The organism is Bacillus sp. FJAT-28004 (assembly GCF_001280845.1).
Taxonomy (GTDB): domain Bacteria; phylum Bacillota; class Bacilli; order Paenibacillales; family Paenibacillaceae; genus Pristimantibacillus.
On the sequence record NZ_LGHP01000001.1, the window covers coordinates 637902 to 651303 of the forward strand.

At 36.9% G+C, this 13402-nt stretch carries 10 protein-coding genes; all 10 read left to right on the plus strand.

The features are described from left to right. Positions 1-3: 3 nt before the first annotated feature. Positions 4-1278, plus strand: coding sequence for an ABC transporter ATP-binding protein (locus AC787_RS02575; RefSeq protein WP_063847477.1), 1275 nt, complete (start codon positions 4-6; stop codon positions 1276-1278). 21 nt (positions 1279-1299) lie between these two features. Then, positions 1300-5643, plus strand: coding sequence for an HAD-IA family hydrolase (locus AC787_RS02580; protein ID WP_054023367.1), 4344 nt, complete (start codon positions 1300-1302; stop codon positions 5641-5643). A 29-nt stretch (positions 5644-5672) separates the two neighbouring features. Next, positions 5673-6647, plus strand: a complete 975-nt coding sequence (locus tag AC787_RS02585) for a glycosyltransferase family 2 protein (protein WP_054023368.1) — start codon at positions 5673-5675, stop codon at positions 6645-6647. Beyond that, on the plus strand, positions 6644-7387 hold the full coding sequence (locus AC787_RS02590; RefSeq protein WP_054023369.1) for a sugar phosphate nucleotidyltransferase: 744 nt from the start codon (positions 6644-6646) through the stop codon (positions 7385-7387). Before AC787_RS02585 ends, AC787_RS02590 begins: the two co-directional genes overlap by 4 nt. 15 nt (positions 7388-7402) lie before the next feature. Then, positions 7403-7960: a dTDP-4-dehydrorhamnose 3,5-epimerase gene (rfbC, locus tag AC787_RS02595; RefSeq protein WP_054023370.1), complete on the plus strand. Its 558-nt coding sequence runs from the start codon at positions 7403-7405 to the stop codon at positions 7958-7960. A 9-nt stretch (positions 7961-7969) separates the two neighbouring features. After that, positions 7970-8992 (plus strand): dTDP-glucose 4,6-dehydratase, encoded by a 1023-nt coding sequence (gene rfbB / locus AC787_RS02600; RefSeq protein WP_054023371.1) that lies wholly within the window; start codon positions 7970-7972, stop codon positions 8990-8992. A 1-nt stretch (position 8993) separates the two neighbouring features. Further along, positions 8994-9842 carry a dTDP-4-dehydrorhamnose reductase gene (gene rfbD / locus AC787_RS02605; RefSeq protein WP_054023372.1) on the plus strand — a complete coding sequence of 283 codons (849 nt, stop codon included), beginning with the start codon at positions 8994-8996 and terminating at the stop codon, positions 9840-9842. Positions 9843-9850: 8 nt separating this feature from the next. Then, entirely contained in the window at positions 9851-10795 is a 945-nt protein-coding gene (locus AC787_RS02610; protein WP_054026855.1) for a glycosyltransferase family 2 protein, read from the plus strand. Between the two features lie 97 nt (positions 10796-10892). After that, a complete protein-coding gene (locus AC787_RS02615) occupies positions 10893-12299 on the plus strand; it encodes an undecaprenyl-phosphate glucose phosphotransferase (protein WP_054023373.1) in 1407 nt (468 codons plus the stop codon). Beyond that, a complete protein-coding gene (locus AC787_RS02620; protein ID WP_054023374.1) occupies positions 12289-13260 on the plus strand; it encodes a glycosyltransferase family 2 protein in 972 nt (323 codons plus the stop codon). Before AC787_RS02615 ends, AC787_RS02620 begins: the two co-directional genes overlap by 11 nt. Positions 13261-13402: the final 142 nt, after the last annotated feature.

Genomic DNA, 13402 nt, shown 5'->3' on the forward strand with positions numbered 1-13402 from the left:
ATTATGAATGAAAGTGTTGCGATATCAATTCAGAGTGTTTCAAAAGTATATAAGCTCTATAATAAAGCAACTGATCGCCTAATAGAGGCACTCAATCCTTTTTCAAAAAAAAGACACAAAGATTTTCATGCACTGAAAAATATTTCATTGCAAATTAATAAAGGTGAAACCATTGGTTTCATCGGAAAAAATGGTGCTGGAAAATCGACAATACTGAAAGTGATTACTGGGATTTTAACACCTACACAAGGCAACGTAGATGTAAGTGGGAAAATATCGGCACTTCTTGAATTGGGAGCTGGCTTCAATCCTGAATATACAGGACTAGAAAATATATATTTATACGGATCTATGATGGGAATAACTAAAGAAGAAATTGGCGGAAAAATAGATTCAATTCTCGGCTTTGCAGATATTGGTGATTTCATCCATCAGCCAGTCAAATCGTATTCTAGTGGAATGTTTGTTCGACTTGCTTTTGCTTGCGCTGTTAATGTTGAACCTGAAATATTAATAATAGATGAGGCGTTAAGTGTAGGTGATATAAGATTTCAGCAAAAATGTTATAGAAAAATAAGAGAGTTTAAAGAAAAAGGAACAGTATTGTTTGTTAGTCACGATCTTGGAGCAATATCTAACTTCTGTGATAGGGTAGTTTGGTTTAATGAAGGTGAAATCTATAAAGATGGAGCACCTGGGGATATTATAGATGAATATCATGCATTTATGACTTATGATACAATTCTGAATGATCTAAATGATACTGAAGATAAAGAGAATATTATGATATCTCAAGGAAATTCATTCTCCAACGATTCTCAAGTATTTGGAGAAATGGGTGCAGAAATAGTAGATGCAAAACTATTGAATTATTTAGGAACTGAAAATGGCTATATTACAGGTGGAGAAAAAGTTCAATTAATTGTTAGAGTTTTTGCGAGAGAAAGTCTGTTAATGCCGATAATTGGGTTTGTTTTGAAGGATAGAATAGGAAATTCGATAGTGATTATGAACACAGAAATAGAAAATATGGAGATCAGACCAATTTTAATTAATAAGACTTATGTTTTTAAATGGAATTTTCAGTTTCCCATGATACGAGATGGTGTATACAGTCTGGATTTAGCAATTGCTGATGGTACTTACGAACAACATGTGCAGCACCATTGGATTAGCGATGCATTATTAGTAGATGTAAGAAATAAGAAAACTTATCCAACGGCACATGGTTTTTGTATATTAGGAAATGTTGGAATGACACAAACGATTGAGGAATAATTTTTATATTTGGAGGTAATTATGGAGTTTACAGGGGAACGCTTCGTACCAGAGATAGCTTCTGGAGAAATAGAAATTGAGCATAAACAAAGATATTATTCAGTCCTTGAACTGATAAAAGATAAAGTAGTCCTTGATGCTGCTTGTGGTGTTGGTTACGGTACTTCTCTAATGTCTGACTTTGCACAGTTTGTATATGGAATTGATATTTCTAATGAATCAATTAAATTAGCGGAAGAAGAATATGGTACATCGAATACGAAGTTTATTGAAGCAAGCATAGAAAAAATCCCATTGCCAAGTCATTCTATTGATGTTGTAGTAAGTTTTGAGACCATAGAGCATGTGAATGAAGAGATTCAAGTAAGTTTTATGAATGAAATAAAGAGATTACTAAAACCAAATGGAATTTTAATAATTTCTACTCCTGACAAGCTCAATTATTCTGATGTACCAAAGTTCAGAAATAGTTTCCATATCAAAGAGTTTTACTTTAATGAGTTTCAGTTGTTTTTAACTAAATACTTTGCAAACGTTCAGATGTTCAATCAAGGATTTGAAACTCTTAGCGTACTTAACCATGTAGATAATAATATGAAAACTAATACCAAGTATAAACTAATTGATCCGAAAGATCTTACAAATATCAACAGAAAATACATCGTAGCAGTATGCTCGGAAACAGATATTCCTCATCTTGACTCTTTTGGGAATATGATGATTTTTAAAGAAAATCCTAATTTTACAAGTAAACTATTGGTTGATTTTGGTGAAGGTTATCATAAGGATATAACTGTGTTTGCTGATTTGATTATAAAGGGAAATGAATTTCGAGTGGAATTTATTAATTTAAATCAATTACAAGGTGTAATTCGTTATAAATGGATCCCTTTACAAGATCGAATTGTGAAATTGAATATCTCCAATGTATTTCCAAAACTTTCTTTAACACCTTTAAATGCATGGAGTAGCCGTGAAGGTTATGATGAGTTTCATGATTATATGCCTCAATATGAAATTATTAATACATACGGTAGAGTGGATAGGATAATAGTAACTGGAGATATAACTATATTAGATGAGAATTCAATATTTCAAGAAATGATGTATAGAGTTAATACACTAGAATCTACTTTAAAAGAACAAAGACAATTAGATCGTATAGAAAGTAAATTTAATAATATCTCAGATTCTGTTTTATCTAAACTAGTGAATTTAGAAACTGAAAAAATAGAACTGCTAGAATCAAATGAAAAAATAATGTTGGAAAATAAAAAGCTTCACGAAAATGCGGAGAGTATGTTAGCGGATTTTAACAACGAAGTTGTTTCATTGAGGAATTTGGTTAATCAAACTATTAACGAAAGAAACAATTTGTTTCATGAAAGAAATCATATACTATCTGTTAATACAGAATTAAACGAAACAATTAATAGTTTGATTCGTTCAGAATCATGGAGAATTACATCTCCTCTTAGATATACAGCTAGGAACATTAAAGCTTTTATTGCGTTTATTAAAAAAATATTAAAAAAAATTGTCAAAACAACGTATCATTATTTTCCTGTTAATAAAGAAACTAAACAAAAGATAAAAGATATGATATATAAAAAGATGAGTTTTTTGATTAAAAACACAGGAATGTATAAAATCTGGCTTGAATCTAAAAGGGAATTAACATTACAGGAGAACAAGTTTGGATTATTAGGTGATTCTACGTTTGGGTCTGTGGAAAATTTTAATGAGCAACCGGGTAAAATCGCTGTTCATTTGCATTTGTATTACGTAGATTTATTGGATGAGTTCTTTGAGTATTTTTGTAATATTCCTTATGACTTTGATCTTTATGTTTCTATTCAACATGAGGATAAAAAGATAGAAGTTGAAAAGAAATTAAGTAGTATACAACATTTGAAAAAAATAATGGTTAAGGTAACACCGAACCGTGGAAGAGATGTTGCACCCATGTTTGTTGATTTTGGAGAATATCTATCAGAATATAATTATGTGAGCCACGTTCACTCGAAGAAATCATTATATACAGGTACTCAACAAGATGGTTGGCGAAAACATTTGCTAGATAACTTATTCGGGAACCAGTTAGTGATAAAAAAGCTTTTTTCATTATTTAATAGTCACAAGGAGTTAGGATTAATTTATCCTGAAACTTATCAATCTATTCCTTATTGGGCGCACACTTGGCTTTCAAATAAAATGATTGGTTCCAGTTTGTTAAGTAGGATGGGAATAAAACATGATTTCTCACAGTATATTGATTTTCCAGCGGGCACTATGTTTTGGGCTAAAGTAGAAGCACTTAAACCATTGTTTGATCTAGGTTTGACTTATAATGATTTTGATGAGGAAAATAAACAAATCGATGGTACTATTGCTCATGCTATTGAAAGAGCTATTATACCTATTGTAACAAGTACAGGAAATGGCTATGCCGAAATAAATGTATTGAATGATGTGTGTAGATTTAACAAGGGAAGTCGTAATTTAATGCAATACTGGCCTAGGAAACTGAATGAATTAAAAGATATTATCGATGGCATCGATATTATTACTTTTGATATATTTGATACATTAATAACTCGTCCACTACTTTCACCGGATACTGTATTCAAAATGATTGCAAAAGAAAATGAATCATTTTTTGGAAATCCAATTGATTATATTAATATGAGAAAAGAAGCGGAATCTGAGGTAAGGAAGAGTAAAAATTATATTGGAGATTGCTCTATTGATGAGATATACGAAAAAATGTCTCAACTATATGATTTAGCTCCTAGCCTATGTGAAAAATTGAAATATATTGAGATTGATAATGAAATTAAACTTTGTATGCCAAGAAAAGAAGTCATTGAGATTTTAAATTATTCACGTATTAAAAATAAAAGAATCATATTAATTAGTGATATGTACTTAGATGTGAAAACAATTGAGAGAATGTTAGCAAAGTGTAATATTAATTATTATGATGAATTATTAGTATCTTCAAAATTGCAAAAGAGAAAAGATAACGGACAAATGTGGGATTATTTCAAAAGCAACTATGAGGGTCGAAAAACTCTTCATATAGGTGATAATGAACATTCTGATGTTCAAATTCCTGAAGATAAAGGACTACTTACTTATCATGTAATGAATGGTGCTAATATGTTTTATAATACTGACTTTGGGAATTATATTGGAAAAGAAGTTTTGATGAATGATAATTGGGGAGATTCGGCATTAATCGGGCCTATTGTTGCTAAGGAGTTTAATAGTCCATTTAAACTTTCTAATACTAATGGTGTTTATCAAATTACAAGTTTGAATAAATTAGGATACATAATTTTCGGACCTATTCTATTGCACTTTGTCATTTGGCTGATTAAGAAAACTAAAGAAGATGAAATTGATAATGTTTTATTTCTTGCTAGAGAGGGTTTTCTACTTAAAAAATTATTTGACAAATCTTATTCTAATTTGAAAACAAGTGCGAAACTAAATGATATTTCTAGTATTTATTTCTTAACTTCAAGACGAGCTGCTTCAGTTGCGAGCTTGAAGAATATAGAAGATATATATTACTTATTACAAACGCCGTTCGAGGGTACAATCAGTGATTTGTTGAAAGTTAGATTTGGGTTGATTTTGAACAATGCAGATCTTGATAAAAAGATAAATATGCCTGATGACATTGAGAATGTAAAGAATCTAATTGAAAAATATACTGAACAGATCTTAGCAATTGCTGAAGAAGAAAGAGCAGTTTATTTAGAATATTGTAAATCATATGAACTTGATGGTAAAAAGAATGCTATTGTAGATGTTGGATATTCAGGAAGTATACAACTATACTTATCGAAGTTGTTAAATCAATCAACAAGTGGTTATTATTTTGTAACAAGTAATAATTCTAAAGGTACTGCTTTTAGTGGGAATATTATGAATGGATATTTCGGTGAAAACGAAAATTATCTTACATCTAAGAGTGCAGTTTATAAATATCAGTTAATTTTAGAAAGCATACTGACCTCAGATCAAGGCCAATTTATTAATTTCATTAAAGATATGGATGGGAAATTGATCCCTAACTTCGGAGTTAAGGGGTTTGCACAGCAAAATTTTGAGAATCTTAAAGAAATAATGGATGGAATAGAGCAGTATTTTGAGGATGTTCTTAAGATACAAGGGGATCTCATTTTAGAGATGCCTACTTCAAAAAGTGTTGTTGAGAAATTATTAGATTCTATAATGATCTTTGATAATTTGGTCTCTGAAGAGATAAAACAATTATTTTTAGTTGAAGATACCTATTGTTTATCTGACGAGATATCTGTTTTTACACATTATAAGCGATGGTTTGGTCTATGATAAAAGGCATTTATGATAAGAGGCGAAAAATGAGGTCTACAATTATTATTCCAAATTATAACGGGTTAGAGTATTTGGCTAATTGTTTAAGTGCTTTATCTAAAGAAGTAGATGTTAGTCTGGATGAAGTAATTATTGTGGATAATTCTTCTACTGATAACAGTGTTCGATTTATTGAGTCAACTTACCCATTCATCAAACTAATTGTATTAGATAAAAATTATGGTTTTTCAAGTGCAGTAAATGAAGGAATTCGTGCTGCGAATAGTGATTACATAATTTTGTTAAATAACGATACAGAAGTATGTGACGGTTGGTTAAATAGTTTGATAGATTCTATTGAAAACAATCCTGGTGTTTTTTCAGTGAGTAGTAAAATGATTCAATGCAATAATAAACAGTTTATAGATGATGCTGGTGACGGACTTACACTAATTGGTTGGGCATATAAAAGAGGTGATGGTAAACCGGTCAGTCAGTTTACTAAGCAAGAACAAGTTTTTAGTGCTTGTGCTGGTGCAGCTATTTATCGAAAAAGCATGTTAGATCAAATAGGTTACTTTGACGAAACATTCTTTGCATATTTAGAAGATGTAGACATTGGATATAGAGCTAAAATTTACGGGTTTGTAAATCTATTTTGTCCTGAAGCAAAGGTATACCATATAGGAAGTGCAACGAGTGGTGGAGGAGAAAAAGGTATTAATTCGTTTAAAGTAAGATTAAGCGCTAGAAATAACATTTATTTGTTTTATAAGAATATGCCATATATTCAGCTCATACTTAATTTCCCTTTTTTATTAATAGGAATTATTTGGAAAAATGTATCATATCATCGACGCGGTTATGGGAAAGATTTTTATGAAGGTACAATTGAAGGAATTAAAAATTGCAAGAAAATTCAGAGAGTGAATCATAGACTAATATACCTTGAAAACTACTTTAGGATTCAGATTGACCTTATTAATGACACGTTTAAATATTTTATCGGGAGGTTTATATGAAAGGTATAATTCTTGCAGGAGGAACAGGCTCACGTCTATTCCCACTTACAAAAGTAACAAATAAACACTTACTTCCAGTAGGGAAGTACCCTATGATATTTCATTCTATTGCAAAGCTTAAAGAATCGGATATCATCGATATCCTCATTGTTACTGGTAAAGATCATATGGGAGATGTTGTGAATTTACTCGGTAGTGGCCATGAATTCGGTGTATCTTTTACATATAAAGTTCAGGACGAAGCAGGTGGAATCGCACAGGCACTCGGATTGGCTGAAAATTTTGTGAATGGCGACCAAATGGTCGTTATTCTAGGTGATAACGTATTTGATGACAGTATTGCTCCATTCGTCAGCAACTTTAAAAAGCAAAATAAGGGAGCAAAAATTCTTATTCAAGAGGTTCACGATCCTCAGCGTTATGGTGTACCTGAATTGGATGGGGATAAGATCGTTTCTATTGAAGAGAAACCTAAACAACCAAAGAGCAGCTACGCAGTTACAGGTATATATATGTATGATAGTAATGTTTTTGAAATCGTTAAAACGCTTAAACCATCAGGTCGCGGAGAGCTTGAAATTACGGATGTAAATAATGCATATATTGAAGCAGGCGAGCTTAGTTATGATATTCTCCACGGATGGTGGACGGATGCGGGTACTCATGCTTCGTTGACGAAAGCAAATGAGCTTGCGAAAGAACTTACGTTTGGCGAAGAATTCGGTAAACTAAAATTATAAAAAAATAGGTGACATATGAAAATAATAGATTCGAAGCTTCCAGGAGTTAAGTTGCTAGAACCTGCCGTATTTGGTGATCACCGTGGTTTCTTTATGGAAAGCTATAATGAAGAAGTAGCCCGTGCCAATGGAATTCCATACGCTTTTATTCAAGACAACCATTCCCTATCAGTAGAAGCCGGTGTACTTAGAGGCATGCACTATCAATTGTCTCCTAAAGCGCAAACAAAACTCGTTCGTGTTACTGCCGGGGCAATCTACGATGTTGTAATTGATATTCGTAGAGGCTCACCAACATTTGGACAATGGCAAGGTTTTATTCTGAGTGCAGCCAATAAACGTCAGTTGCTTGTTCCACAGGGCTTTGCACATGGATTTTGTACGCTCGTTCCAAATAGTGAGGTTCAGTATAAGGTTGATGCCCTATACTCCCCCGAACACGACCGCGGCATCGCCTGGAACGATCCGCTACTTGCAATCGACTGGCCGACATCGACACCGATTTTATCGGATAAGGATGGCAAGCATCCAGTGCTTGCTGATGCGGAAATCAACTTTGTATATGAAGGGTGAGTTAGATTCGTGAAATTACTAGTTACCGGCGGTGCCGGCTTTATTGGCAGCAACTTTGTATTATATATGATTAAGAACTATCCAAATTACGAAATCATTAATGTTGATGCGCTCACCTACGCGGGCAATCTCGAAAACCTGCGCTCGATTGAGCAGCATTCTAAACATACCTTCGTGAAAGCAGATATTGCGCAACGAAGTGAATTAGAGCCATTGTTCCAACAAGGCGTGGATGCTGTCATTAACTTTGCAGCAGAATCACATGTGGATCGCAGTATTTTGCATCCGGAGATTTTCGTACAAACGAACATTCTTGGTACTCAGACGCTGCTAGATCTCACAAAGCAATATAACGTAACTAAATTTGTACAAGTTTCTACGGATGAAGTGTACGGTACGCTGGGCGAGACTGGTCTTTTCACTGAAGATACACCGATTGCGCCAAATAGTCCTTATTCTGCAAGCAAAGCTGGAGCGGATCTGCTCGTTAGGGCTTATCACGAAACGTTCGGATTAAACGTCAATATAACACGCTGCTCCAATAACTATGGTCCATATCAGTTCCCTGAGAAACTAATTCCATTGATGATCCAGAACGCGCTTCAAGATAAGCCGCTCCCAGTATACGGCGACGGACTTAATGTGCGCGATTGGCTGTATGTAGAGGATCACTGCAGCGCCATTGATCTGGTTTTGCATAAAGGCGTTAATGGTGAAGTTTACAATGTAGGTGGACGCAACGAGCGAAACAATCTGCAGGTTGTTCGTACCATTCTTGAAGAACTCGGCAAGCCGGAGACGCTTATCACTTATGTGAAGGATCGTCTTGGTCATGACCGCAGATATGCGATTGATGCAGACAAGATCCGTAATGAATTAGGCTGGCAGCCGAAGTTCAACTATGAGGATGGAATCAAGGAAACGATTCGTTGGTATCTAAGCAATACGGAGTGGATGGAGCAGGTTGCATCAGGCTCGTATCAACAGTACTACGACACCCAGTACAAGGATCGCCTGGAGGCGAAAGAATAATATGTCTAAATTAAAAATCGTTATTACTGGAGCGAATGGGCAGCTCGGTCGAGAATTAACGCAGTGGACGACGGATACCGCAGAAATCATCGGATTAAGTCGTAGTGAGCTTGATATTACGAGTCTCCCTGCATGCCGAAATTTATTTTCGATTCATCGCCCTGATGTTGTCATACACTGCGCTGCCTATACAGCAGTAGATAAAGCCGAGTCCGAGCCGGACGAGGCTTTTCGTGTGAATGCAGCTGCAACACGCAATGTAGCGGTAGCTGCTCGTGAGATCGGTGCAAAGCTTTGTTATATAAGCACCGATTATGTTTTTGATGGAAGCAGCAATGTCCCTTACAATGAGTACGATCGGATCAATCCTCAAACGGTGTATGGAAAGTCGAAATATGCAGGTGAACAAGCAGTTCAGACTCTTCATGATCGCTTCTACATCGTTCGGACATCATGGGTATACGGGAAATACGGCAACAATTTTGTGAAAACGATGCTGAAAATGGCAGGAGAACGCGATAAGCTCAAAGTAGTTGCAGATCAAATCGGATCGCCAACTTACACCTATGATCTTGCAGCTTTTTTGCTAGAGCTTGTTCAAACTGATTATTTTGGTATTTACCATGCATCAAATAGCGGAGTTTGCTCTTGGTTTGAATTTGCTAATGCTATTTTTGACGACAGCGGCACCGCTATTTTAGTAGAGCCTTGCACGACTGCTGACTTCCCAAGACCAGCGCCGAGACCTGCATATTCGGTTATGGATCATACTGCTATTCGCAGTAACGGACTTAACATGCTTCGTCCGTGGAGAGAAGCACTTAACCACTATCTCAAAGACAGTGAGTGATAAATGTAATGCCAACAGTTAGCGTTTGTATCGTGACCTATAATAGTGCGAAAGACATCCAGACCTGTTTGCAAGCGGTTCAGAAGCAAAGCATCCCTGTAGAGCGCATTGTCGTCATCGATAATGCCTCAACCGATGGAACGGCTGAACAAGTGAAGCCTTTTGCAGAGCAGGTTCATTTCATAGCGAACGAAGTGAACAATGGGTTTGCCGGCGGCCAAAATCAAGCTATTCGTGAAACAAGCTCGGATTATGTTCTTGTTCTGAATCCGGATGTGACGTTGGACCCGAATTATTTAAAAGAAATTATTGGTTTTATGGAACAAAAGCCGACGGTTGGAAGTGCAACCGGACGGCTTGTTTTTGCGTCTAATAAAGAAGTCATGGATAGTGCTGGGATAGGAATGAAACGCACTCGAAATGCATATGATCTTGCCGCAGGAGATCAGGCAGTTGACTGGAATACAACACAAGCTGTATTTGGTGTATCTGGTGCGGCAGCGGTATATCGAACGGCTATGATTCGTGATATCGAGTTTGACGGTGAGTTTTTTGATGAGCATTTTTTTGCATATAAGGAAGACGTAGATGTGGCATGGCGAGCGAAGAAGCTAGGTTGGACCTCTTATTACATACCTGCTGCGAATGCGCTTCATCATAGAGGGTGGAAAAAGGGAAGTAGAAGCAATGTTCCGCTTTTTGTACGTCAGCATTCCTATCAAAACCGTTTTTTCACCCTAATAAAAAACGAACCTATTGGTTGGCACTCCCTATTGATTGGGCCGTTGATACTCGCAACAGAAACCGTGAAGCTTGGTTATATTATTTTGCGGGAGCCTGGATTGTTACGATGTTGGTCTACTATTGTAAAGTTGCTTCCAAGTATGCTCGAGAAACGCAAATGGATTCAAAATAAGGTTAAACAAAAACAACGGATTAATCCCATCAAATAATTATTTTGGATGACAAATACAGGGTTCTCCTTGCATCCTATTTTTGGTACAATGCAGATAGAGTCGAATTTTAAGAGAATGCGGGTGAACACGGCGAATGCTAAGGCAAAACCAACGGTTTTTGACGCAATTATATATGTTGGCGGATTTATCCTGCACATTGGTCGTTTTTATGGCCGCTTATTGGCTTAAATTTTATAGCGGCTTGCTGCCAAGCTATAACTCCGTATCGTTCTCAACCTATTTATTATGGGGAACGATTTATTCATTTTCAGCAGTGCTAATAGGCTTTTACTTTCAGTTTTATTCGCCAAAACGACGTAAAAATTATTCCTACGAAGTGCTGCGTATTTTACAGATTCAAACGATCAGCTTTCTTGGATTGCTCAGCTTGTTCTTCTTCACGCGTGAAGTACATATATCTCGAGAATTTCTAGCGATTTTCTTTTTCATGAATTTTATTGCCATTGCGTCTTACCGATATTGGGTGAAATCGATCCTCGCTTCTTTCCGGCGCAAAGGCTTTAATAAACGTTTTGTACTTATCGTTGGTGCGGGCTCAGTGGGACGCAGTTTTTATTCGAACCTACAGCAGCATCCGGATCTTGGTTATGAGGTTGTCGGTTTTCTGGATGATTATCAAGAGGAGCATGCACTTGAGCATCAATATATGAAGCCGATTATCGGCAGGCTTGACGCTTTAAAGCAGAAGCTGGATAAGATGCCTATTGATGAAGTAATCATTGCTCTGCCTCTCGAAGCTCATGCAAAGTATGCGGAAATTATTGAAATTTGTGAGCGGACTGGCGTTAAGACGCTGATCATCCCTGATTTCTTTGATCTGCTGCCGGCGCGGCCATTTTTTGATAATTTTGCCGGCATCCCGCTTATTAATGTAAGAGATATTCCGCTCGATGAGCTAAGCAATCGTATATTGAAACGTTGGTTCGATATCGCTTTTTCATTAGTTGCGATTCTTATAACTTCACCCATTATGCTGTTTACCATTATAGGACTTAAGCTGACCTCGCCTGGTCCAGTATTGTTCAAGCAGGAACGAATGGGGCTCGATCGCAAAACCTTCCATATGTTTAAGTTCCGATCTATGCATGTATCGACGGATACCGTATCCAACACGCAGTGGACAGTGGAGAACGATCCGCGCCGCACCAAATTTGGTAGCTTCCTGCGTCGCACGAGTCTGGATGAGCTGCCGCAGTTTTTTAATGTACTGCTTGGTCATATGAGCGTTGTTGGACCAAGACCGGAACGGCCATATTTTGTTAATCAGTTCAAAGAAGAAATTCCTAAATATATGGTTAAGCATCAGATTAGACCTGGGATAACAGGCTGGGCACAAACCAATGGCTTAAGAGGCGATACTTCCATACAAGACCGCATTATGTTTGATATTTTTTATATTGAAAATTGGACTTTTTTCTTTGATCTTAAAATTATTTTTAAAACGGTACTGAAGGGCTTGATTAACAAAAATGCTTACTAACAGCGATTCAGCATACCGAGTATCGATTATTATTCCTACATTAAATGCAGGGCCAGAGCTGGAGGAGCTGTTAGAGCGATTGCAGCGGCAGTCTCTTCCTCCTTATGAAATCATCATTATAGATTCCTGCTCAGACGATGGGACGCAGGAGCGGGCGCTCAAGGCTGGCGCACAAGTCATGAGTGTTGAACGCAGCGATTTCGATCACGGCGGCACGCGTAACGTTGCAGCGATGCAAGCGCGAGGCGATATTTTACTATTTATGACGCAGGATGCTCTCCCTTATGACGATAGGCTAATTAAGGAACTCACACGCCCACTTCTCTCCGCAAATAATGTTGCATATGCTTATGCGAGGCAATTGCCTCGACCAGGAGCAAATGTACTGGAGCGTCTAGCAAGGCAGCATAACTATCCGGCCGAGTCGCAATTGAAAGCATATGAGGATATTGAGCAACTTGGTATAAAGACGTTTTTTTGCTCCAATGTATGCTCAGCTATTTGGCGTGAGACTTTTGAGTCGATGGGACGATTTCAGGAGCCTGTCATTTTTAATGAGGACTTGTTTATGGCTGCAAAATGCGTCTTAACGGGCAATAAGGTTGCCTACTGCGCAGAGGCTGTCGTGTTTCATTCACATGACTATTCGATTAGCCAGCAATTCAAGCGTTATTTTGATAATGGAATTTCTATGCGCTGCAATACATGGATCACGCCTTATAGCGCGGTAGGCAAGGCAGGCTCAAAGCTCGTTAAACTGCAGCTGAATGAGCTCAATCGAACTCGCAAATGGCATCTGATTCCTAAGCTGATCGCTGAATCGGCAGCTAAGCTGATTGGCTATAAGTTAGGCATGAATTACCGCCTTCTGCCGCAGTTTATAACAAGAAGGCTTAGCATGCATCGCCTTATCCTTACTCATATTGAAAACAATAATGCCGGCGTGACAACGAAGCAATAATCCACTCACTCCAATCATTACTCTAAACATCGCTTAAGCTCGTCCGATTATAAATAATCGGCGGGCTTTTTTTCATTTTATAAGAATACGTTCCTAAGCATGCGTTCAAACTAGAGGGACTTGTCAGATTCCGCTGGGTAAG

Excerpts from the sequence above, each read along its gene's own strand:
- AC787_RS02610 (WP_054026855.1), top strand. The coding sequence starts at position 9,851 with ATGCCAACAGTTAGCGTTTGTATCGTGACCTATAATAGTGCGAAAGAC.
- rfbC (WP_054023370.1), top strand. The coding sequence starts at position 7,403 with ATGAAAATAATAGATTCGAAGCTTCCAGGAGTTAAGTTGCTAGAACCT.
- AC787_RS02620 (WP_054023374.1), top strand. The coding sequence starts at position 12,289 with ATGCTTACTAACAGCGATTCAGCATACCGAGTATCGATTATTATTCCT.
- AC787_RS02575 (WP_063847477.1), top strand. The coding sequence starts at position 4 with ATGAATGAAAGTGTTGCGATATCAATTCAGAGTGTTTCAAAAGTATAT.
- AC787_RS02585 (WP_054023368.1), top strand. The coding sequence starts at position 5,673 with ATGAGGTCTACAATTATTATTCCAAATTATAACGGGTTAGAGTATTTG.
- rfbD (WP_054023372.1), top strand. The coding sequence starts at position 8,994 with ATGTCTAAATTAAAAATCGTTATTACTGGAGCGAATGGGCAGCTCGGT.
- AC787_RS02615 (WP_054023373.1), top strand. The coding sequence starts at position 10,893 with ATGCTAAGGCAAAACCAACGGTTTTTGACGCAATTATATATGTTGGCG.
- AC787_RS02580 (WP_054023367.1), top strand. The coding sequence starts at position 1,300 with ATGGAGTTTACAGGGGAACGCTTCGTACCAGAGATAGCTTCTGGAGAA.
- AC787_RS02590 (WP_054023369.1), top strand. The coding sequence starts at position 6,644 with ATGAAAGGTATAATTCTTGCAGGAGGAACAGGCTCACGTCTATTCCCA.